At 63.9% G+C, this 23,132-nt stretch carries 21 protein-coding genes; 19 read left to right on the forward strand and 2 right to left on the reverse strand.

Annotation, left to right across the window (positions count from 1 at the left end; translation table 11 throughout):
• The first annotated feature begins 203 nt into the window (after window positions 1–203).
• The 14 genes from GA566_RS11995 (at window position 204) to GA566_RS12060 (ending at window position 14,992) form a co-directional block, all read left to right on the forward strand.
• On the forward strand, window positions 204–851 hold the full coding sequence (locus GA566_RS11995) for a GspH/FimT family pseudopilin (RefSeq protein ID WP_160472853.1): 648 nt from the start codon (window positions 204–206) through the stop codon (window positions 849–851).
• 7 nt (window positions 852–858) lie between these two features.
• Window positions 859–1,410: a type IV pilus modification protein PilV gene (pilV, locus tag GA566_RS12000; RefSeq protein ID WP_160472854.1), complete on the forward strand. Its 552-nt coding sequence runs from the start codon at window positions 859–861 to the stop codon at window positions 1,408–1,410.
• Complete coding sequence (locus tag GA566_RS12005; protein WP_160473291.1) at window positions 1,407–2,261, forward strand: PilW family protein; 855 nt, start codon at window positions 1,407–1,409, stop codon at window positions 2,259–2,261. Before pilV ends, GA566_RS12005 begins: the two co-directional genes overlap by 4 nt.
• Window positions 2,262–2,331: 70 nt before the next feature.
• Entirely contained in the window at window positions 2,332–2,865 is a 534-nt protein-coding gene (locus GA566_RS12010) for a PilX N-terminal domain-containing pilus assembly protein (RefSeq protein WP_160472855.1), read from the forward strand.
• 126 nt (window positions 2,866–2,991) lie between these two features.
• Window positions 2,992–7,716: a pilus assembly protein gene (locus GA566_RS12015; protein ID WP_160472856.1), complete on the forward strand. Its 4,725-nt coding sequence runs from the start codon at window positions 2,992–2,994 to the stop codon at window positions 7,714–7,716.
• A 44-nt stretch (window positions 7,717–7,760) separates the two neighbouring features.
• A complete protein-coding gene (locus GA566_RS33215; protein WP_202126692.1) occupies window positions 7,761–8,237 on the forward strand; it encodes a type IV pilin protein in 477 nt (158 codons plus the stop codon).
• Between the two features lie 147 nt (window positions 8,238–8,384).
• Window positions 8,385–8,792 (forward strand): type II secretion system protein, encoded by a 408-nt coding sequence (locus GA566_RS12025; protein ID WP_160472857.1) that lies wholly within the window; start codon window positions 8,385–8,387, stop codon window positions 8,790–8,792.
• Window positions 8,789–9,721 (forward strand): PilW family protein, encoded by a 933-nt coding sequence (locus GA566_RS12030; protein WP_237380155.1) that lies wholly within the window; start codon window positions 8,789–8,791, stop codon window positions 9,719–9,721. The genes GA566_RS12025 and GA566_RS12030 overlap by 4 nt, the downstream gene beginning before the upstream one ends.
• Complete coding sequence (locus tag GA566_RS12035; protein WP_160472858.1) at window positions 9,715–10,281, forward strand: pilus assembly protein PilX; 567 nt, start codon at window positions 9,715–9,717, stop codon at window positions 10,279–10,281. The genes GA566_RS12030 and GA566_RS12035 overlap by 7 nt, the downstream gene beginning before the upstream one ends.
• Entirely contained in the window at window positions 10,278–12,116 is a 1,839-nt protein-coding gene (locus GA566_RS12040) for a PilC/PilY family type IV pilus protein (RefSeq protein WP_160472859.1), read from the forward strand. The genes GA566_RS12035 and GA566_RS12040 overlap by 4 nt, the downstream gene beginning before the upstream one ends.
• The gene (locus GA566_RS12045) at window positions 12,113–12,589 is read left to right on the forward strand and encodes a type IV pilin protein (RefSeq protein ID WP_237380157.1); all 477 of its coding nucleotides are present in this window, start codon (window positions 12,113–12,115) and stop codon (window positions 12,587–12,589) included. Before GA566_RS12040 ends, GA566_RS12045 begins: the two co-directional genes overlap by 4 nt.
• 1 nt (window position 12,590) lies before the next feature.
• Entirely contained in the window at window positions 12,591–13,172 is a 582-nt protein-coding gene (locus GA566_RS12050) for a Tfp pilus assembly protein FimT/FimU (RefSeq protein WP_160472860.1), read from the forward strand.
• 37 nt (window positions 13,173–13,209) lie between these two features.
• On the forward strand, window positions 13,210–14,331 hold the full coding sequence (gene ribD / locus GA566_RS12055) for a bifunctional diaminohydroxyphosphoribosylaminopyrimidine deaminase/5-amino-6-(5-phosphoribosylamino)uracil reductase RibD (RefSeq protein ID WP_160472861.1): 1,122 nt from the start codon (window positions 13,210–13,212) through the stop codon (window positions 14,329–14,331).
• A 34-nt stretch (window positions 14,332–14,365) separates the two neighbouring features.
• The gene (locus GA566_RS12060) at window positions 14,366–14,992 is read left to right on the forward strand and encodes a riboflavin synthase (protein ID WP_137925126.1); all 627 of its coding nucleotides are present in this window, start codon (window positions 14,366–14,368) and stop codon (window positions 14,990–14,992) included.
• 9 nt (window positions 14,993–15,001) lie between these two features.
• On the opposite strand, the gene GA566_RS12065 is transcribed toward GA566_RS12060, so the two are convergent.
• A complete protein-coding gene (locus GA566_RS12065; protein ID WP_160472862.1) occupies window positions 15,002–16,033 on the reverse strand; it encodes a CaiB/BaiF CoA-transferase family protein in 1,032 nt (343 codons plus the stop codon).
• 209 nt (window positions 16,034–16,242) lie between these two features.
• Between GA566_RS12065 and ribBA the strand changes: the two genes are divergently transcribed.
• From ribBA to GA566_RS12085, 4 genes are all read left to right on the forward strand, one after another.
• A complete protein-coding gene (ribBA, locus tag GA566_RS12070) occupies window positions 16,243–17,358 on the forward strand; it encodes a bifunctional 3,4-dihydroxy-2-butanone-4-phosphate synthase/GTP cyclohydrolase II (RefSeq protein WP_137925124.1) in 1,116 nt (371 codons plus the stop codon).
• Window positions 17,359–17,445: 87 nt separating this feature from the next.
• A complete protein-coding gene (gene ribH, locus GA566_RS12075; protein WP_137925123.1) occupies window positions 17,446–17,946 on the forward strand; it encodes a 6,7-dimethyl-8-ribityllumazine synthase in 501 nt (166 codons plus the stop codon).
• Window positions 17,939–18,436, forward strand: a complete 498-nt coding sequence (gene nusB / locus GA566_RS12080) for a transcription antitermination factor NusB (RefSeq protein ID WP_137925176.1) — start codon at window positions 17,939–17,941, stop codon at window positions 18,434–18,436. Before ribH ends, nusB begins: the two co-directional genes overlap by 8 nt.
• Window positions 18,437–18,589: 153 nt before the next feature.
• Window positions 18,590–19,771 carry a pyridoxal phosphate-dependent aminotransferase gene (locus GA566_RS12085; protein ID WP_137925122.1) on the forward strand — a complete coding sequence of 394 codons (1,182 nt, stop codon included), beginning with the start codon at window positions 18,590–18,592 and terminating at the stop codon, window positions 19,769–19,771.
• A 77-nt stretch (window positions 19,772–19,848) separates the two neighbouring features.
• Here the strand turns inward: GA566_RS12085 and GA566_RS12090 are convergent, their stop codons facing one another.
• Entirely contained in the window at window positions 19,849–20,913 is a 1,065-nt protein-coding gene (locus tag GA566_RS12090; RefSeq protein ID WP_160472863.1) for a lytic transglycosylase domain-containing protein, read from the reverse strand.
• Between the two features lie 643 nt (window positions 20,914–21,556).
• On the opposite strand from GA566_RS12090, the gene ubiD reads away from it, so the two are divergent.
• Window positions 21,557–23,074, forward strand: a complete 1,518-nt coding sequence (gene ubiD / locus GA566_RS12095) for a 4-hydroxy-3-polyprenylbenzoate decarboxylase (RefSeq protein WP_160472864.1) — start codon at window positions 21,557–21,559, stop codon at window positions 23,072–23,074.
• The last annotated feature ends 58 nt before the right edge of the window (window positions 23,075–23,132 follow it).

Raw genomic sequence — 23,132 nt, forward strand, 5'->3', positions numbered from 1 at the left:
AAAAAGCCGTCTAATCTGCACCAACCTCCTTCGGGTAGGAGGCTGGCGTACAAGCGCGTTTCCATCGCATCGAAGTGTTGCGCAACAGCAGCACCACCCCGCGGAACCGAATCCGTCAGAGGTTCGGACGCACAGCAGTCCAGCGCGCTGCGCACAGAACAAGAAACAGAAAAGCTGTCGTTTTTTTCAGACGGGAGTCACAAATGGGTCAGTCTTTCTGCCGCAAGGCAGCAGGCTTTCTGACGCCTTTGCTGTCTGCGCCTGGGGTCATCGAGGGCGCGCCAGCCAATGCGCCAGAGGCCGTTCGCATGCGCGCCAATGCGTCGGGCAATCGCCGACGCGCGCGCGGGGTCACGCTGATCGAGCTGATGGTGACCCTCTCGGTGCTGGTCGTGCTGGCTGGATACGCCGCTCCCAACCTCAAATCGTTCCTGCACAAGAGCCGGCTGTCCGCAGACGCCACGCGACTGTTTGCCGATCTCGAACTCGCACGCAGCGAAGCCGCGCGCCGCAACACCACGGTGACGATTTGCCCGATCGATACAGGCAATGCCTGCTCGGAAGATTGGACCCTGCGCCGCATCGTATTTGTCGATGCCGACAATGACGGCACCTACAGCAACACCGAAGAGCTGGTCCGCCACAGTGATCCGCCGCAGATCACCACGAGCATTACCGCCGCCAATCTCGGCGCCACGGCGAACCGGGTGCGCATGCGCTCGACTGGCAGTTCCAGCACTCCCACCGCGAGTTGGAAATTCTGCGAAAAGAACGCCACCGAAGCTGGCCAGACGGTTTCGATGACGGGCAGCGGCCGGCCTTCCACGCAGTTGCAGTCAACGTGTCCCTGAGGCCGCCATGACGCCCCACTCTCCTCCTTCTTCGAAAGCGGCTCGATGCAGGTCGCTTCGTCCGCTGGCCCCGGCACACGGCTTCTCGCTGATCGAGGCACTGGTCACGCTGGTGGTGTTGTCCATCGGCATGCTGGCACTTGCCAACCTGCAACTGCAGACGCTGGTGGACTCGCGCACGGCATCGATGCGCAACTACGCCGCGCTGATGACCTATAACCTGGCGGACCAGATCCGCACGAACAGTACGGCCGTGACCAACGGCACGTTCAATGCGCCTGCCAATACCCCCGTTGCCAAGTGCTTCGCAACAGCGGGCTGTTCTGCCGACGAGATGGCCACCACTGCCTACTCCACCTGGCTGGCGGATGTGAAAGAAGCCATGCCGGGGGGTGACGGCATCGTCTGCAAGGACAGCACGCCCAATGACGGCACAGGAGCAAGTGTCGACAAGAACGGCTGCGAACCCGAGTCCAATGCGCCGTATGTCATCAAGGTCTTCTGGAGCGAAGACAACGGCACCACCGTCCAGCGCTTCTCGACTGCGCTCATCCCATGACCACGTCCAGCCGCTCCTCCAACCGTCCCATTCGCCGCCGCGCGGCCAGCGGGTTCACGCTGGTCGAATTGATGGTCGGCATGGTGATCAGCATGCTGCTGATCCTCGCTGCCACGTCGCTGTATATCTCGCAACGCCGCAGCAACGCCACGCAGGGCGATGTCGGCGAGATCCAGGAAAACGCCCGTGCCATCGCCCAGTTGATGCAACGGCAGGCGCGCCAGATCGGCTATACCGACTTCCTGTTCACCAACAATGATTTCGTGTCGCCGAGCCTGGAAGTCACCAACGATACCGGCGCAAACACCAGCGATAGCTTGACCCTGCGCTACTTCGGCTCGTCCCAGGCGGGCGCTGATCCGTACGCTGCAGCCGGCTCTCCCAACTTTCCAAAGGCCGATGGCGGCACGGTGGATTGCAGCGGCAATGACGTGAGCGGCAACGTCCAGACCACGGAGGTCTATGCGATCGTCAACGATGCAAATGGAGTGCCTTGGCTGCAATGCACGGTAAATGGGATGGCGACGCCTCTGTTTCGCAATGTCGAAGCCTTCCAGATTCTGCTGGGAGAAGACACTGACGGCGATGGCGTGGTGAATCGCTTCGTGCGGCCCGGGGCAACGGCCAGCATCGACGACGTACTGGCCGTCCGCGTATCCGTCGTGCTGCGCGGCAACGACACCAATAACGCCGAGATGAAAAAGCCGACGATCAATCATTTCGGTGACAGCTATGCACCGAAGGATGTCGCACCCGCCGGCGATGCCGGCAGCGTGGTGAAGACGGCCACCGATGGTCGCATGCACCGGCACTTCACCTTCTACATCGCCCTTCGCAACCGACTGATATAGGCCGGCCATGAGACAACGCCCCCAATCGTCCCGCCGGACCAGCCCGCGAACCCAGCAAGAGCAGCGCGGCATGTCGCTGATCCTGGTGCTGCTGCTCCTGGTCATCCTGACGCTCGCTGGCCTGGCTGCGAGCACGATGAGTCTGAATTCGGAGCGTCTGGCCCGCAACACGCGCGACGAAAGTATTGCGCTACAGGCCGCGGAATCCGCACTACGCGATGCGCGCACGGACATCTCCAAGTCCAGAAAGCTCAATGGCCTGACCGGTTCATCACCCACTTGCGATCTCGATGGGTTCAAGGGTTACTGCCAGTACGCCACCTCGGGCAAGCAGGTCTGGGACCTCTATATCGAAGATCCCGCACGATCGGTCGAACTGGGCGAAATGACGGGACTCGCGGCATCGCAGAAGATGCCGACCATCGACGCACCCGGCGCAGGCGCCAATGGCGTCTCGAGGCAACCTCGTTATCTGATCGAGCCCCTCAAGGAGCCGACCGACATCGAGTTCGGCTCCAACAAGTATGTGTATCGCGTCACCGCAATCGGCTACGGCGCGAATCCCAGCACCAAGGTGATGGTGCAGGAAGTCGTCCGTTTCTGACGACGCCCTTTTGACAACGCAAGACTGTCTAGCGCAACCCTTACTGTCAGGCGCACCATGACCCAGGCCCCCTCCCATCGTTGCATCGTGAGTCGCGCGCAGGCTGTCCTGCTTGCGGTGTCGTGCATGCTAGCCATTGCTACGGCTTCCGCCGCCGGCCCCCAGCTCACCCTTTCCCAGCGGCCCTTGTACGCCGGTGGCAATGTGCCCCCCATGGTCATGATCGACTTGACCAAGGACCACTCGCTGCACCAGAAGGCGTACAACGACTACACCGATCTGAACGGCGACGGCCTACTCGATACCACGTACACGAACAGCATCGAATACGCCGGTTACTTCGATTCGAACAAGTGCTACGACTACGATAAGACCACGATCAAGGGTTTCGTACCGAAGTCGATCACCACTACCCGGTACTGCGATGGCAAGACCTGGAGCGGCAACTTCCTCAACTGGGCCACGATGAGCCGCATCGACGAGGTGCGCAAGATTCTCTACGGCGGCACCCGTTCGACAGATACTGCGACGACGACCGTGCTGGAACGCGCGTTCCTGCCGATGGATGCCCACGCCTGGGCCAAGTTCTACAACGGTTCCGATGTAGCCAAACTGGTGCCGGTCACGGTGGAAGTCGCTTCCGCCGTTGGCACGCTGACGTCGAGTACCGGCATGAAGCTGGCTGCCGCCGCGCCATCGAACGTCGCACTCAATGACGTGAGCAAGGTGCAGCCCGGCGATCAGTTGCGGTTCGAGCCGGCGTCTGGGGCCACCGCCGGCAGTTCGATGACCGGCTGGGTGATGAAGGTCAACAGCAACTCGGTCAACATGGCGTTCTACGCCGATGGTGTGTCGAACCCCGGCAACACCAACTCCAACTTCTCGTCATGGAAGGTGACCAACCTGACGCGCGGCGGGCTGACCCTGTGCAACGTCACCCCGAAGGATTCCAGCAACATCAACTCGCAGACCAATCAGCAGGCGCCACAGATTCGTGTCGTCGCCGGCAACTACGCAACCTGGGGCGCATCGGAAAAATGGCAATGCAACTGGTCTGCGGAGGCTAACAACTCCCAAGGCTCCTTCCTACCCAAGATCGGCGATGCCACGGTGTCGGGATCGTCGAATGGCAACCGCGCTGCACTGTCCGGCATGAACTCGTCGGCGGAGAATCCTTCGCAGTCGGCGCGCGGACTCGGCTCGGGGCAGGACACTGGTGTGTTCAACGCTCGCGTGCAGGTCTGCGTGTCCAGCTTGATCGGTTCCGAAAACTGCAGGCAGTACGGCACGAGCTACAAGCCTTACGGCCTGCTGCAGAAGTACGGGGAAACGGGCCAGATGCTGTTCGGCCTGATGACCGGCAGCTACGACAAGAATATTTCCGGCGGCGTACTGCGGCAGAACGTGACCAACTTCGCATCGGAGATCAACATTGGCAACGGCGTGTTCACGTATGCGGCATCTACGGGTGCCGTCAAGGGCATTGTGTGGAACATCGACAAGCTGCGCCCCTATGGCTACAGCTACAACGATGGCAGCTACGTGAATGCGGACCAATGTAACTACCAGCAGACGGGTATCCAGGCGAGCGGTGGTTCCAACGCGCAGAACAAGCCGGCCAATGAAGGCAACTGCTCCACGTGGGGCAACCCAATCTCGGAGATCTTTGTCGAGACGCTGCGCTACTTCGGCGGCAAGACAGCAACCAGCGGGTTCCAGCCCTCCAGCACCGGCAAGGACGCCACGCTGGGACTGACGACGCCAGCCTGGGCCAATCCGATGGACTTGCCGAAGACGAACGCCAACCGCGCGCCTTATTGCTCGCCGCTTAACGCGCTAGTCTTCAATTCGAGCGTCTCTTCGTATGACAACGATCAGCTCAGCGGCATCATCGCGCTGAATGGGTCGCCTGACATTAGCGGCTATACGAACAAGGTGGGTGTTGGCGAAAGCATCCCGGACAAGAAGTGGTTTGCCGGCGGCATTACCGGCGGCACGATCGACAACCTGTGCTCGGCCAAGGCAGTGAGCAACTTCAGCGATGTGCTCGGCATCTGCCCGGAAGGCCCGTCGCAGAAGGGGACATTCCAGATTGCGGGCGCGGCATTGTTCGCCAAGACAAACCGTCTGCGTTCGGCCACGGAGGCCACCGCACTGGGCGTGCCCACGCAGGACACGACATCCCTGAAGATGAGCACTTACGCGGTGCAGCTCGCCACTAACACGCCGAAGATCAGCGTCAACGTGAACGGCAAGGCCGTGACAATCATGCCGGCCTACCGGCTACATCCGCAGTCGCCCAACAACGTGACGGCCGATGCCAGTACCGGCACGCTGGTGGATTTCAAGGTGATCTCGCAGACAGCCACCAGCGGCAAATTCTATGTGAACTGGGAAGATTCGATCGCCGGCGGCGACTATGACCAGGACGTGTGGGGGATCCTCAGCTACAGCGTCAACGGCGGCAACATCACGGTCTCCACGCGTGTGGTGTCGGGGTCATCGGCCAACGGCCAGGGCTTCGGCTACACCATTTCGGGCACCACGCAGGATGGCCCGCACTTCCACTCGGGGATCTACAACTTCAAGTACGACGACCCCGTCAGCATCACGGTGACACCCAGCAGCGCCCCCATCAACAAGACCGGCGGGTGCAATCTCTGCAATTTTGGCGACCCGGAAACCAGCGTCACTTACAGCGCCAATGGCCAGTCGGGATCGCAGTTCCTGGATCCTCTGCTGTACGCCGCCAAATGGGGCGGCTTCAAGGATCTGAACGGCAATGGCATCCCCGATCTGGCTTCCGAATGGGATGTGCGGCTCTCCGACGGCACGGGGGGGTCGGATGGCCTGCCTGACAACTACTTCTACGCGACCAACCCCGGCGCACTGGCATCGGCACTGGAACGCGCATTTCTCTCGATCCTGAAGACATCCTCGTCTGCCGCAGTGGCAGCAAGCACGTCGTCGCTGCAGACCGATACCAGTATCTTCCAGGCACGCTTCAATGGCGCGGACTGGTCCGGCCAATTGCTGGCTTATGCGCTGGACAAGAATGGTGATGTCGTCACCCCGGCGAAATGGGATGCAGGAAACAGCTTCAAGGGTGTGGGCCAGGATAGCCGCAAGATCCTGACCTACAACACGGCGGATGCCACCAGCGCTGGCATCCCGTTCCGATGGAACAGCCTGCCTTCGGCCTACCAGACAGCCCTGAATGGCAGCGATACGCAGGGCAGCAGGCGGTTGCTCTGGCTGCGTGGCGACCAGACCAACGAAGGTGACGGTGCATCGCAATTCCGTACGCGTCCGGTTACCGTGCTCGGCGACATCGTGAACTCGAGCCCGCAGTACGTTGGCACCCCCGTGGCCGGCTATGGCGATGCGAGCTACGTGGACTTCGTGGTGGCAAATCGCACGCGCAAGCCAATGCTCTACGTGGGCGCCAACGACGGCATGCTGCATGCGTTCTCGGCTGACATGAGTGCAAATGGCGACGGCGGCAAGGAGCTGTTCGCATACGTGCCCTCACCGCTCTACAGCAAGCTGTCCAGCCTCACGTCCAGCACCTATGCCCATAGCTACTTCGTCGACGGCACGCCGACAGTGACCGACGCTTTTGTCAACAATGGCTGGAAGACCGTACTCGTAGGAGGCCTGGGCGGCGGCGGCAAGGGCATCTACGCACTGGACGTAACCGACCCCACAGCGATCAATGAATCCACCGCAGGCTCGACGGTGCTATGGGAATTCACCAGCAACGATGACGCGGATCTAGGCTATACCTATGGCCGACCAAAGATCGTACGGCTCGGCAACGGCAAGTGGGCCGCCGTCTTCGGCAATGGCCTGAACAGCACGGATGTGCGCGCATCGATCTTCGTCGTCTTCCTGGACCGCGCGCCCGGCAGCAAGACCTGGCGGCTCGGAACGGACTACCTGAAGCTGACGGTCAACGATGCCACGGCAGCCCTGACCAAGTCCAACGGCATCATGCAGGTTTATGTCTCCGATGTGGACGGCGACTTCAAGGCCGATGCCATCTATGCCGGCGACCTGCACGGCAATGTCTGGAAGTTCGACGTGAGCGGCAAGGTACCGACCGACTACCAGGCCACGCGGCAGTTGCTGTTCACCGCTACCGATGCCACCGGCAATGCGCAGCCGATCACCACCGGGTTCGGTGGCATGAGAAATCGCGCGGGCGGCTACATCATGATGTTCGGCACCGGCCGATACATCGATGTCAGCGATCCGGCCAACATGAGCACGCAATCCGTCTACGGCGTGTGGGACAAGAACAGCAGCGCGCAGCAAACGATCACTCGCTCGCAGCTTGTGCAGCAGTCCATCACGATGGAAGCACAATCCAGCACGGGTGACTGGTATCGCGTGCTGAGCAAGAACGCGGTGAACTATGCGACCGGCGCCATGGGCTGGTATCTGAACCTGACGTCGCCGGGCTCGTCCCCGCAAGGTGAGCGCGTGGTGTACGACCCGCAGATGCAAGGGACGCGATTCATGTTCTCCACGCTGACCCCGTCGTCGGATCTGTGTGCAGGCGGCGGTTCCGGCTGGCAGATGGTGATGGATGGCTTGACAGGTGGCCAGACGGTTTCCATGTTCGACGTCAATGGCGATGGACGATTCAATGGTGCAGACACCGTGGGGGGCAGTGGCAACACTGCCGGGCAAGTGGTGAACGGCAAGAAGTCTGATCAGATCGTGACGAACGCCGCCGTGCTCGGAAACAATGCCTACTTGAGCGGAAACAAGGAAGATCCCACCCACACGAAGTTCAACACCGATGTCCCTGTCGGCCGTGTGTCGTGGCGGCAGATCCAGCATTGACGGATCGGGCATTCACGACAAGGCAGGCAACAAGGAAAACCGCCATGATGAACACACCAATTGCGCGCAGCCCGCGCGCTGCGGGAGTCCGGGGCTTCACGCTGATCGAACTGATGATCACCGTGATGATCATCGGCATCCTGGCGGCGGTCGCCATTCCGCAGTATCAGCAGTTCGTGACCAAGGCACGTCGCGCGGAGGCCAAGAGTGGTCTGGCGCGCGTGCAGGGCGCGCTGGAGCGCTACTTCACCGTTAACAACGTGTACACGCTCGATCCCGCAGCGCTGAAGCTGACATCGTGCGGAGGCGCCACGACGCCGTCCGGCGATACCTGCGACTCCAGCAGCTACCTCATCACGATTTCGGTACCGGTCGGCGGTGCTATCGAGACCGCCTTTCTTTTGACTGCGGCGCCAGTGTCCGGTCGACCGGATGCCGTATGCGGCAACCTCACGGTCGACAACACGAACACCAGGACCGCGACAGGCTCCAGTGGCAGTACGGCAGGCGTCTGCTGGTAACGCAGCCGTACATCGGTACCGAGGCGCAGTCGGAATCGACTGATTGCCCCTCGGACACAAAATTCCACAGATCCACAACAACCGGACACGTTTTAGCGTGCTCTCCGCCGCTATCGTGGGCATCCGTTTCTTCCGAACGAATGCCCGATGTTTCCGACCCTTTCTTCCCACGCTCCGTCCTCATCCTGCCTGACGCATCGTAGGCATCGCGGCGGCTATACCCTTTTCGAATCGCTGCTCTGCATCGCCATCGTTGGCCTTGCGGCCGTTCCGCTGGCCGGACTGTCGACTGGGTGGTTGCGTTGGAGTGGCGAGCACGAGCGGCTGGTGGCGACGCTTCGCCTGGCTGCGGAGCAAGCCGAGGTGGGAGACGACGCCTGGCCGATCGTCGGTGGCGATGCGTCGCGCGTGGCGCTCTGCGAGACCGCATCGCCTGGCGGTGGATGCCTGCCCGGTTCTCGCCTCGCTGTAGCCATGTTGCCTGCCGAGGCAACGTCCCGGGTGGCACAGGACACTGTCATGCCGACGCGCATTGCGCTGTGGGTTTCGCCATGAAGAGGCGATTGCACAGCCAGGGCTTCGCGCTCGTCGACATGATGGTTGGCTTGGCATTGGGCATGCTGGTGACCGTAGCGGTCCTGCTGTCCTTCTGGGCTGCGCGCGACGCCTATGCGAGCGTGGCGGACAGCATGGAGATCGAGGAACGCGGCCAGCGCGCGCTAGCCATCATCGGGCATGCGGTGCGGCAGGCCGGATGGATACCCGGGCAGGTCGCGTTTTCCCCGTTGCATCCCGCGCCCGTCCCGCCGATCGAAGGGCGCGATAACTGCGCGATGCCATCGATCGATGCCAGCCTCAACTGTGCACGCGCCGGCGTGCTACGCAGCGATGCGCTGCTCGTTCGCGTTTCAGGCAGTGGACGTGCAACGGACCCGACCTTGCCCGATGGGACGATGAGCGACTGCGGTGGGTATGCGTTGCCGGCGCGCGCCTTTCCGCCGGATGGCGCCCCGTTGCCCCACCACGCCGCGACCAACCTCTTCTACATCGGCATCGCCAGCGATGGCGTGCCGCAGTTGCTATGCCGATATCCGAGCCGCCAGGGCACCCGCGTGCGGGCTACGCGCTACACGGCGGGCACATTGGTGCGCGGTGTGGAAACATTGCAATTGCGCTATGGCATCGACGCGAACGGTGACGGTGCGGTGGAGCGCTTCCTGTCGGCACAAGGTGTAGATGCGCTCGGTGCCCACACGTGGCATCGCGTGCGAGCCGTGCAGATTGCCGTGGTGATTCGCGGAGAACGTCCGACCGTGTTGTACGCGTGGAGACAGCGGCTATCGCTGCTGCCTGTAGCGGCGGGGGAAGATGCCGTCGATGACGACGCATTCACCCCCAAATCGAAACCTGCACTGCGACGCCGCACCTTCGTCAGCACTATCCGACTGCGCAATCCATCGCACTGCATGGAGGGCCTATGCTGACGCGTCGCAATCGCCGCAAGCATCGTGGCGCCGCGCTGATGACATTCGTCGCCACGTTGATGTTGCTGATCGCTGGCATCGGCGCGGCGTCGTTGCATTTTCTGCTGACAGGGCGGCAATTGGCGAGCCACCAACTGGATCGAGAGATTGCGTTCCGAGCCGCCGAAGCCGCGCTGCGTGATGCCGAAGCCGACCTGATCGCCGCGACGGCGTCTTCCAGCAACCGACTCTCTGCCTGGCCCGCGCCCGGAACCTGTGGCAGCGGCCCTCAGGCGGGTATCTGCCGCGCAGACGGCGATGGCAGGGCATGGCAATCCTGGCTCGATGGCGCCGCAGCGGATAGTGCGGGAATTCCTTTGGGTTCGATCACCGGCGCCACACTGCCGGAACTCCCGGCCGATGTCATCGGCGCCACCACCCTGCCCCGCTATCTCATAGAACTCAGCGACGATCCTGACACTCCTGCCGCAGGCATGTGGCCGCGCATGGCCATCGTTGCCTTGGGTATCGGGCGAGATCGGAGCATCCGCGTCGTGCTGCAGACGGAGTTCCAGCCATGAGCAGCAGTTCGACGATGATCGCTTGGCTCATGGGTGCGCTGCTCTGCGGCTTGCAACCTTCTGCCCTTGCCACTCCCCGACAACTGCCGCTCGGCTACAGGATCTCCGCGGGTGGCCATCCATGGACAGGGCGGCTGGAAGCGCTGGCGTTCCGTACGACGTCGCTGTCTTCGCAGGCGATCCTCTCCCAATGGGAGGCCGGCGATGTATTGGATCGGCAGGATATCGACGAACGTCGGCTTTACCTTGGCGGAGGCAGACTCGATCCCCTGCGCTGGTTCGCCCTCGATGTCGACACCCAGGTCATGCTCGATGCCGTGGAACCCGGCGGCACGGGCCGATCGCGCATGTCGTGGCTGCGCGGCAGCGGTGCCGACGCGGCGCATCGCCCGCGCGATACCCGGCTGGCCAGCGCCACAGGCGCGCGCGTTCATGTCGTGCCGCCGCCCCGATGGCTGCCGATGCAGCCGGGCCACACGCCCTTTCGCAATCGGTACGCGCAGCGCCGCACCACGGTCTGGCTTGGCACGCGCGACGGCCTGCTACATGGGTTCGATGCAGTCACCGGACAGGAACTGGCTGCGTACCTGCCACGCACATTACTCCGCGACGCGGCATCGGTCGCTACGCCTGGCCACCCGCTTCCCCCTGCGCCGTGCCCCCGGCCGGAGAGCATCGACGCCGATCCCGCTGGAACGTGGCGAACGTTACTGCTCTGCGCCATTCCCGCCAACAGGACGAACTCGTCTCTCCAGGCCGGCGCGGTATTTGTGCTTGATGTATCGGACCCCGATGCCGCCACGCCCATTGGCTTGCTCTGGGAGATTGGCGCCAATGCGCAGTTGCCGTTATCAGGCAGCGGGCCAGTGCGCGCTGCCATGTGGATGGAATATGGTGTGCGTCGATGGGCCGCTGTGACAATCCTCGCACCCGAGCCTGGATCGAACACGCCCGCCGCGTTGGCACTGCTGCCGCTCGACCGGCCGGTCAGCGCCTGGCACGAAACAGGAAAGGTGCGACGCTTGTCCCTGCCCGCATCGGGCTGCGGTGTCTCGGCACCGGCGGCCCGGCTATTGGCTGCCACGGTCCGGCGCGATGCCAGCGGCGTTGCAGGTGCCGCCTATGCCAGCGATGACCGGGGGCGGCTCTGGCGATTTGGACTCGACCACCTGTCGCGTGACACCGATGTCCCCGCGCCGATCTGCATGCATCGCCATGCATCCAGTTCGACGGATACCGCAGAACCTCCGGTCGTCATCCAGACAGGTACGGGACCGATGGTCGTCTACAGCAGCGGTAGCGAACTCTCGGCGATCCCAGACCAATCCGGCGCTCGTCGCGAGCCTTCCCGTATCAAAGCGGTGGCGACGGGAGATGGCGTCGTGCTGCAGCCCGCAAACCCCAGGGGCTTGCCGGGAGACGCCGGCTGGACGATGCGAATGCCGCGTACCGACGAACGGATCGACACCCTCCACGCCGTCAGTCCCGTGCATCTCGCTTTCACGACCGTCACGCCCGATGGACAGCAGCGCAGCTATCTGGTGGATGCGGCACGCGGGGTGTCGGTGACCGTGAAGGACGAGAACGGCGCGCCAGTGCCAGCGGCGACTGGCCTGCCATGGGATGGGCAGACTGCCATGCCGATCATTACCTCGACTCCCACCTCGACCAGCACACTGGAGCAGCCGCGGGCGCCCGCAACCTCCACGCGCGAGACCTTCGACCTTGCGTGGTGGCGCATCGAAGGCGATACCGCGCTTCCGATGCAAGAGGCCCGATGGCATCGCCAACGCGGACGGCTAGGCTGGCGCGAACTGATCAGGACACCGCAATGAACGCCATGAACGCCATGAACGAGCCTCATCGAACTCAACGGTGCGCCGGCTTCAGCCTGATCGAGCTCTTGGTGGTGGTGGTCATCGCGGCGCTACTCACCGTATTGGCCTTGCCCGCCTGGCAGCGACACGCGGAGCGGGCCTGGCGGCTCCAGGCGCGCGCCTCGTTGATCTCGGCGATGCTGACGCTGGAGCGTCATGCGCTCATTACCACGTCGTTCGCAAAGGGAGCGGATGGCGCCAACCCGGCGGGCGACTGGCCATCGCCGGTGCCCGCGCCGCCTGCGCGCACCCGGCACTGGTTGACCGCAACGAGTTGTGCCGGCGCCGACCTGTCTCATTGCGTCGAGATCCGCGCGACACCGACCTATCCCGACGCATCCTGCGGCATCGTGATTTTGCGCAGCAACGGCGAGTGGCTTTCAATGCTCACCACCGACGATATTCCCATTCCACTGCCGGAGGCTTGCTGATATGCCGAAGACACCGGGCAGGGACGTACGGGGCGTGACGCTCGTCGAAATGCTGGTCACACTGGCGGTCTCTGCGATCCTCATGCTGGCGGCCCTGCCATCGCTAAGCGATTTGGTGGCGGAGTATCACGTCGCGCGGGCGGCGGACCTGCTGGCGGCCTCGCTGGCGCTGGCGCGTACCACGGCGGCAGCACGCCGCACCGAGGTGATGTTGAGTCCTGCGGCCAACGCCAGGACACTAGACCGTGGCTGGCAACTGTCCACCGTGGCTACCCGCCCAACCGAGGCGCATCGCTCGCAGCCCCCCTTCTCCATGGTCCGGCTGGGCGAGCGGTGCCTGACCGTCGCGTTGCATGGCACGGCGGGAGCCGGAGGCGCACAAAGCCTGCGCTTGACAGCTGTGGGATACTCACGATCTGAGCGTGGTGGCTTCTTCGCTGCTACGTTCCACTTGCGTTGCCATACCGCACAGCGTCAGGTCAGGCTTGGCGCGCAAGGGCGTATCCGGACTTGCCGACCCGGTGTCGATATCGATTGCGACCCACTGGAATCTACGAATCCGGCCCCGTCCGCTGCACGCTGACTGCCCCGACGCCTCCTCAGGATCCGACTCACCAGCCATGTTCTCCGCATCTGATCACACCGCCATGGAGCAGGCCCTGGCGCTCGCCGCCCGTGGCATGTTCACCACCACGCCAAACCCGCGCGTCGGCTGCGTCCTGATGAAGGACGGTCAGGTCATCGGACAGGGGTTCACACAGCCGGCCGGGCACGACCATGCCGAGATCCAGGCGATGAAGGATGCCATCGCGCGCGGGCACGATCCCGCTGGCGCCACCGCCTATGTCACGCTGGAGCCGTGCAGCCACTTCGGGCGTACCCCGCCGTGCGCCGATGCGCTGGTGCGCGCGAAAATCGCCCGCGTGGTGGCGGCGATGGAAGATCCCAACCCATCGGTGTCCGGACGTGGCCTGCAACGGCTGCGCGACGCCGGCATCGACGTGCGCTGCGGGCTGCTGGAAAAAGAGGCACGCGATCTCAATATCGGCTTCGTGTCGCGCATGACGCGGGGCCTGCCCTGGGTTCGCGTCAAGGTGGCGGCCTCGCTCGATGGCGGCACGGCGCTCCATGACGGCACAAGTCAATGGATCACCGGCCAGGCGGCGCGCGATGATGGCCATGCGTGGCGCGCGCGCGCCTGCGCCATCCTGACCGGCATCGGTACCGTCCGCGACGACAACCCGGCGCTGACCGTCCGCGCTATCGACACACCGCGACAGCCGCAACGTGTACTGGTCGATTCCCGGCTGGAAGTGCCGCTCGACGCCCAGATCCTGAACCGTGACAGTGGTGATTTCGCCAAGCCGGTGCTGGTCTTCTGCGCGGTGGAGGACCCGGCCCGCCAGCGTGCGCTTGAAGCGCGCGGCGTGGAGGTCGTGGTCCTGCCCAACCGCCATGGCAAGGTCGAGCTGCGCCGCATGCTCGAAGCGCTCGGACAGCGCGGCATCAACGAACTCCACGTAGAAGCCGGCTTCAAGCTCAACGGTTCGCTGATCCGCGAAGGGTGTGCCGATGAACTGCTGGTCTATCTGGCGCCCCGCCTGTTGGGCGACGCGCAGGGCATGTTCAACCTGCCGCCGTTGACCAAACTGGAAGACGCCACCGCATTCCGCTGGCACGAAGTGCGGCAGATCGGCGACGACCTGCGCCTGATCGCACGTCGCGCCGACAGCAAGGACTAACGACCGACTTCATCGTATTCAGACAGAGGCAAATATGTTTACTGGCATTGTGGCGGCAGTGGGCCGCATCGAATCCGTTTCCCCGCTCGGCGATAGCACTGCGGGCGTGCGCCTGCGCGTGGCCGCTGGCGGCCTGGACCTCTCGGACGTGGGCATCGGCGACAGCATCGCCATCCAGGGCGCCTGCATGACCGTGGTCACGCTGGAAGCCGGCCATTTCGACGTGGATGTCTCGCGCGAATCGCTGGACAAGACCGTCGGTCTGGCACAGCCGGGTCGCGTCAACCTGGAAAAGGCGCTGCGCCTGGCGGACCGTCTCGGCGGCCATCTGGTGTCGGGCCATGTCGATGGCCTGGGTGAGGTGGTCCGTTTTGCCCCGGTGGGCGAGTCGCACGAGTTGCGCATCCGCGCGCCGCGCGAACTTGGCCGCTATCTGGCTTACAAGGGCTCGGTGGTCGTGAATGGCGTATCGCTGACCGTCAACACGGTCAGCGACGAAGCCGACGGCTGCGTGTTCTCGATCAACCTGATCCCGCACACGGTGGAAGTCACCACGCTCAACGAACTCGCGGCGGGCAAGCGCGTGAACCTGGAAATCGACCTGATCGCGCGATACGTCGAGCGGATGCTGTCGGCTTCGGGCGAGGCGACGCTCGGCTGACCCTGCCGCTCAGTCTCCGGCAGGACCGAACTTCGGCGCGCCCGCCGCATCGAGCGTCCCGTTGGGATGCTCGACGAACAACCCGCGTGCCACGTTGTGCGGATGCCGGGCGGCCTCGGCAATGCTGAGGACCGGCGCATAGCAGACGTCGGTGCCCCCGAGCAGCGCATCCCAGTATTCCCGCGGCTGGCTCAGGAACAGCGCGGCGAATCGTTGCTTCAACGCCGGCCAGGTCGCGGTGTCGTACTGCCGGGCGGGATCGATGTCGTGCAGTCCCAGCTTGCCAAGCAGCAACGCATAGAACTGCGGCTCCAGGGCACCGATCGTGATGTATCCGCCATCGGCGCACGCGTAGACATCGTAGAACGGCGATGCATGGAACGGGCTGGGCTCGGCGCCGTCGAGCTGGCCGTTGTTGCGAACCCAGAGCGCAATGCCGCCGAGCATGGTCACCACGTCGACAATTGCCGCATCGACTACCCGGCCACGGCCCGAGATCCGCGCCTCGAGCATGGCGCACGCCATGCCGAAGGCCAGTCCCAGCGCGCCGCCCGCATCGCCCAGCAGCGTGGGTGGGGTCATTGGCACTTCGCCGGGACGCGCCGACAGCGACAACATACCGCTCAGCGCCACGTAGTTGAGATCGTGCCCCGCAGACTGCGCCAGCGGACCTGTCTGGCCCCAGCCGGTCATGCGGCCATAGACCAGCCGCGGATTGCGTGCGGCGCAGTCAGCGGGCCCAAGCCCCAGCCGCTCCATCACACCCGGGCGATTGCCTTCGATCAAGGCATCGGCATCCGCTACCAGGCGCAAGGCTTCGGCGTGGTCGGCGTCCTGTTTCAGGTCGAGCGGCACGATGCGCTTGCCGCGACGCAACGGGCTCGGCTTGTCGCCACCCAGCAGTTCGGCCACCGCCCCGCGCTGCCGGCGGGCAATGACGGTCACCTCGGCGCCCATGTCGGCCAGCATCCGGCCCGCCAGCGGTCCCGGCCCGAGTCCTTCGAATTCCACGATACGAATGCCATGCAGCGGTGCAGTCATGCGCTTCTCTCCGATCAATGCCATCTGCCATGGATATGCCGTGCGCCGCACTTGCGCGCAACCGGGAAGAACCCGATGGCTGTGGCCCACCGCCGAGGGCGCTGGCACACGCCTTGGCGTACAATAGCGGCCTTGATTTCGCCGGTAACCCCAAGGTACCGGCCCTGCCCGCCATCCGCACCCGCCTGTCATCAAACGTCGCCCCAGCCATGACTATCGCCCGTACCGAAGACATCATTGCCGACATTCGCGCCGGCCGCATGGTTATCCTCGTCGATGAGGAAGACCGCGAGAACGAAGGCGATCTCGTCCTGGCAGCCGATTTCGTGACGCCGGAAGCCATCAACTTCATGGCCAAGTTTGGCCGTGGCCTGATCTGCCTGACCCTGACGGCCGAGCGCTGCCGGCAACTGGAGCTGTATCCGATGGTGTCGCGCAACGGCACCGTGCATGGCACCAACTTCACGGTTTCGATCGAAGCCGCCGAAGGTGTCACCACCGGAATCTCCGCCGCCGACCGTTCCCGCACCGTGCAGGCCGCGGTAGCCAAGGACGCCCGCGCTGCCGACCTGGTCCAGCCGGGACACATCTTCCCGCTGACCGCCCAGCCCGGCGGCGTGCTGATCCGCGCCGGCCACACCGAAGCCGGCTGCGACCTCGGCGCGCTGGCCGGACTGACGCCCGCCGCCGTGATCTGCGAGATCATGAAGGACGACGGCACGATGGCTCGCCTGCCCGATCTGGTGGAGTTCGCGCGCGAGCACGATCTCAAGATCGGCACCATCGCCGACCTGATCCACTACCGCAGCCGCACCGAGAGCATCATCGAACGTGTGGGCGAGCGCGACATGCAGACGCCGTGGGGCACGTTCCGCAGCGTGATGTACCGCGACAAGCCGACAGGCCGCGCGCACCTGGCGCTGATCAAGGGCCAGCCGCATCCGGATCGCGCCACGCTGGTACGCGTGCACGAGCCGCTGTCGGTGCTGGACGTGCTGGAAGCCGGCCGCACCACGCACTCGTGGAGCGTGCCCGCTGCGCTGGAAGCGCTGCACGGCGCCGATACCGGTGTCATGGTGCTGCTGAACTGCGACGACTCGCCCGACCAGTTGTTCACGCAGTTTGCGGCGCTGGACGCCCCGAACGACCGTCCGCGCCGCAAGCCCGACTTGCGCACCTATGGCATGGGGGCGCAGATCCTCCGCGATGTGGGCGTGGGCAAGATGCGCGTGCTGGGTTCGCCGCAAAAGATGCCGAGCATGACGGGCTATGACCTCGAAATCGTCGGCTGCCATGCCATGGAAGGCGAAGCCAACTGCGACTGACGGTTGGGCCTGTCCGGATAGCAGGCACACAGAAATCATGGGCATTGGCGCCTGCCAGTGCCTGAACGAATCTACGGAGAATTGACAATGGATCACGGCTTCTACGAGAAGAACCTCGACGGCGAAGGCCTGCGTATCGGGATTGTGCAAGCCCGCTTCAACGAGCCCGTCTGCAACGAGCTGCGCGAGGCTTGCATGGCCGAACTGGAAAAACTCGGCGTCGAAGGTGAAGACACGCTGCTGGTGACCGTACCCGGCGCGCTGGAAGTGCCGCTGGCTCTGCAAAAGATGGCCGAAAGCGGCCAGTTCGACGCACTGGTGGCACTGGGTGCCGTCGTGCGCGGCGAGACCTACCACTTTGAACTGGTATCGAACGAATCGGGCGCTGGCATCACCCGCGTGGGCCTGGACTTCAACGTTCCGGTTGCCAACGGCATCCTGACCGTGGATACGGACGAGCAAGCCCACGCCCGCACGCGCGAGAAGGGCCGCGATTGCGCCCGTACCGCCGTGGAAATGGCAAACCTGGTGGTCGCGCTGGATTCGCTGCGCGAGAACGAAGCTGGCGACGGTGAAGATGATGAGTGATGTGAACGACACCGGCGATAAGCCGTCGGGCGCCAAGCCGCGTACCGAGCCGAAGGCGCCGCCGAAGAGTGCGCGCCGCCGTTCGCGCGAGCTGGCGCTGCAAGGGCTCTACCAATGGCTGCTGAACCGCAACGACATCGGCACGATCCAGGCGCACCTGCATGACGCGCAGGGCTTCAACAAGGCGGACACCGAACACTTCAACGCCCTGCTGAACGGCGCCGTGCGAGAGGAAGCGCGCCTGACGGCAGCGTTCGAGCCGTTCCTCGACCGGAAAGTCGACGAGCTGTCGCCAGTTGAGCGTGCCGCGCTGCTGGTGGGCAGCTACGAGCTCGTGCACTGCCTGGACATCCCGTACAAGGTCGTGATCAACGAAGCCGTGGAACTGACCAAGACGTTCGGCGGCGTGGAAGGCTACAAGTACGTCAACGGCGTACTCGACAAGCTGGCCGCGCAGGTGCGGGCACCGGAAGTGGCCGCACGCCGCTGATCCTGGCGCCCACTGCCGACGCGCCACTTCGTGCGGCGGCCAGCCTGGACCACGACACCCGCTTCGGCGGGTTTTTTCATGCCGACTATCATGTCGAGGCGCACTCACCCAATGTTGCACCGGTTTCTTTCCCGACGGCCTGCCTAATCTGCCATGAACCTCCAGCACATCGCCACCGCGTCCCGCCTGGCCAATATCGAAGCCTTCCACGTCATGGAGCTGGCCAAGCAGGCGGCCGAGCTCGAACGTGCCGGACGGCACATCATCCATATGGGAATCGGTGAGCCCGACTTCACGGCGGCCGCCCCGGTGGTACATGCTGCGGAGGCCGCCATGCGGCGTGGCGTCACGCAATACACTGGCGCCCTGGGCATCCACGCGCTGCGCGAGGCCATTGCGGGCCACTACAAGACGGCATACGGCCTCGATATCCCGGAGCGTCGCGTCATCGTCACCGCGGGCGCCTCGGGTGCACTGCTGCTGGCCTGCGCCGTGCTGGTCGATATCGGCGCCGAAGTGTTGATGCCTGACCCGAGCTACCCCTGCAACCGGCATTTCGTGGCGGCCTTCGACGGGCAGGCGAAGATGATCCCGAGCGGTCCGGCCGAGCGTTTCCAGCTGACCGCCGCTCAGGTGGTGCAGCACTGGAATGAGAAGACGCGCGGCGTACTGCTTGCCACGCCGTCGAACCCAACCGGCACTTCGATCCTGCCCGATGAACTGAAGTCGATTCTGGACGAAGTCCGCAAGCGCCAGGGTTTTGCGATCGTCGACGAGATCTACCAGGGCCTGTCGTATGACGCGCCGCCCGTGTCGGCACTGTCCCTCGACGACAACGTGGTGACCGTAAACAGCTTCTCGAAGTACTTCAACATGACGGGCTGGCGGCTGGGATGGCTGGTGGTGCCAGATTCGCTGGTGCCGGCGTTCGAGAAGGTGGCGCAGAACCTCTTCATCTGCGCATCGGCCGTGGCACAGCATGCAGCCGTGGCGTGCTTCTCGAAGGAGGCGCTAGCCATCTACGACGAGCGCAAGGCGGAATTCCATCGCCGCCGCGACGCGATCCTGCCCGCCCTGGAGGCGCTGGGGCTGCGGGTGCCGGTAAAGCCCGACGGCGCGTTCTATGTCTACGCCGATTGCCGCCACGTCAACCATCCTGCCGCAGGCGACGCGGACAAGCTGACACAGGCCATCCTGCATGACGCCGGCGTGGTCATGGTACCGGGCACCGATTTTGGCCCCCATACCGCGCGCGACTACATCCGCATCTCGTACGCCACCTCGATGGCAAATATCGAGGAAGCGATGGACCGGATGCATCATTTCCTTCGCTGAAGAACCGCCAGCCGGTTATCACCAAAACAGAAAGGGCACCCCTCGGGGTGCCCTTTCTGTTTGACCAGCGTTGACGTTCAAGCCGCCTGCGCGGTACCGCTTGCAGCTTCCAGCTTCTCGCCGTTCTGGTGACGATCCACCGGAGCCTTGACGGTTTCCGCGCCGGTGAGGCCCAGCAGCGCACGCAGGCGTCCGCGTTCGGCCAGCACCTTGGCACCGTAGCCGCCATCGGTCTGCGTCGTGGCGCCCACGTAGTACTTCAGGCCGCCTTCGATCGTACCGGCGCGGGCGATGCAGTCCTTCAGCACCAGCGCACCGATCTTGATGTTGGCATACGGATTCAGCGCCGCGGCCACGCCGCCCACTGCTTCGTACTTGTCCGAATGCACCTTGGTCATCACCTGCATCAAGCCCTGCGCACCGACGCCGCTCTCGGCGTACGGATTGAAGCTCGACTCGATGGCGATCACGCCCAGGATCAGCAGCGGGTCGATACCGACCTCGCGGCCCGTCATGTATGCAGCCTTGACCAGTTGTGCCGTCGCCTGCGTCGCCACGCGGTACTTGCGGGCGATGTAGTCGGCCACGGCAGCCTGTTCACGCGCGGAACCCAGCGCACTGGTATAGCGCGCATCCATCGCCACCCGCTGCACCGGAATCTGTGCGGCCAGATGGGCCACGGACGGCACCTTGCCGGCCGGCGTGTGGCTCCACTCGTCCACGCCCGACACGGTCGGCAGACCCTTGCCCGACGTCGACACAGTAGCCAGCAGACGAGCAGCCGCCACATCCGCCGACACCGCAGGCACGGCGCCAACAAGGCTGGCCTCTTCGGCCACGGCGTTGCTGACGGCAGCGTCCACCAGCACGGCAGGCGCTTCGGTCCCCGCCAGCGCACCGGCAAGCGACGTCCGCCACTGCGGGCTGAGCGTAAGCGTGACCGCTGCGGCCACGGACAGCACCCCGAGTGCATTCAAGGTGTACTTCAAAGTCGTTCGGCCGCCGCGCAACAAGGCGCGACCTGCCACCGGATGGGCCAGTCGCACCTGAAGTGCGCGGCTTACACCGGGTACCGGCTGTCTGACGCGGACCTGCAATGCCCGCCCGATGCCGGGAAGATGAAGGGTTTTCCAACCGCTCATACTTACCTCCATCCGCTGCCCCGTTGCGCGCGCCCAGACTTGCTGCGCGTGCCCGATCTCAACGTACTCAAGTAAGGATGCTGCGACCACCTAGCAGGGGTGTCCAAGCATCTGTTGGCGGGCGCTCCCCATGCGCCCAACGGGAAGCAGGATACAAGCCTGGGGAGCTGCACCCTGCCACTAAGAACTCCTATTACCTGGCATCCCGCCAGGGGACCGCACCGGACTCCTCCCGGGAATCCGTGGTGACGATCAGTGTGGAAGTATCGACGCTGCTTTTTTCGTTTCCGCCTCTTGACAGAGACAGGGAAGCCATGGTGCAGCGCAACACCCCACAGAGCAGACCGGATTGTAGGAACGCTTTTATAACCCGTCAAGAATAATGAATCAAAAACCTACTACTTTTAGCTATTTGTAACTAGGCTTTTTACGACACTTATATGGGGTCCAAGAACCTCGAAACGCATACCCTGCCTAGTCTCGCGTGCCGCCACCCCTTCGGGCCAATTCGTAATTTCTTTACAATTTCATGCTTGGGCTGCCACGATTTTTTTGCGCCGATGAGGGGTCATGTGTATCGTCACACACACCGCGACGACTCGCCGGAGATTGGCGCGGCGCCACATTCTGACCGGATTTCACCATGCAATACAAAGACTTACGCGACTTCATCGGGCAACTGGAACAGCGCGGCGACCTCAAGCGCGTCCACGCGCCGGTGTCGCCCAACCTCGAGATGACCGAGATCTGCGATCGCGTCCTGCGCGCCGAGGGGCCGGCCATGCTGTTCGAACAGCCGCGACGCGACGATGGCGATATTTATAAAGTGCCAGTGCTGGCAAATCTGTTCGGGACGACACAAAGAGTGGCACTCGGCATGGGCGCGTCGTCGCTGTCGGATCTGCGCGATATCGGGCACGTGCTGTCCGCGCTCAAGGAGCCGGAACCACCGCGGGGACTGCGCGAAGCCGGCAAGCTGTTCACACTGGTCAAGTCCGTCTGGGACATGGCACCCAAGCGGGTCAGCAGCCCGGCGTGCCAGGAAGTAGTCTGGGAAGGCAACGATGTGGATCTGGCCCGCCTGCCGATCCAGACCTGTTGGCCGGGAGATGCGGCGCCGTTGATCACCTGGGGACTGGTCATCACCAAGGGGCCGCACAAGAAGCGCCAGAACCTCGGCATCTATCGCCAGCAGGTCATCGGCCGCAACAAGGTCATCATGCGCTGGCTCGCGCATCGGGGCGGCGCACTCGACTTCCGGGAGCACGCACTGGCCAATCCGGGCAAGCCCTTCCCGATCGCCGTGGCGCTGGGCGCCGATCCCGCCACGATCCTCGGGGCGGTGACGCCAGTACCCGACACGCTCTCGGAATACCAGTTTGCGGGCCTGCTGCGCGGCAGCCGCACGGCGCTGGCGGGATGCATCACGCCCAGCCTGTCGGAGCTTTCCGTGCCGGCTTCGGCGGAGTTCGTGCTGGAGGGCCATATCCAGCCGGACCCCGAACACCCTTCGGGCTACGAGCATGCGCTGGAAGGACCCTATGGCGACCACACCGGTTACTACAACGAGCAGGACTGGTTCCCGGTCTTTACGATCGACCGCATAAGCATGCGCCGTGATCCGATCTACCACTCCACCTACACCGGCAAGCCGCCCGATGAACCGGCCGTGCTGGGCGTGGCGCTGAACGAGGTCTTCGTGCCGCTGCTGCAGAAGCAGTTCCCCGAAATTACTGACTTTTACCTGCCGCCCGAGGGGTGCAGCTACCGCATGGCGGTGGTCCGCATGAAGAAGCAGTACGCCGGGCACGCCAAGCGCGTGATGTTTGGCGTCTGGAGCTTCCTGCGGCAGTTCATGTATACGAAGTTCATCATCGTGGTGGACGACGATATCGACGCCCGCGACTGGAAGGAAGTGATCTGGGCCATCACCACGCGCGTGGACCCGACCCGCGACACCGTGATGGTCGACAACACCCCCATCGACTATCTCGACTTTGCTTCGCCGGTCTCGGGCCTGGGCTCGAAGATGGGCATTGACGCCACCGACAAATGGCCCGGCGAGACCACACGCGAGTGGGGTACGCCGATCAAGATGGATCCGGCCATCAAGACGCGCGTCGACGAGATCTGGGGCACGCTGTTCGAAGCCGGCACGTAAAGGCTGGCACCGGCAGGCTGGCAGACGCTCGGCTATCATCTGTCGACCATCCATCACG

Source organism: Cupriavidus sp. SW-Y-13 (genome assembly GCF_009793345.1).
Classification (GTDB): domain Bacteria; phylum Pseudomonadota; class Gammaproteobacteria; order Burkholderiales; family Burkholderiaceae; genus Cupriavidus.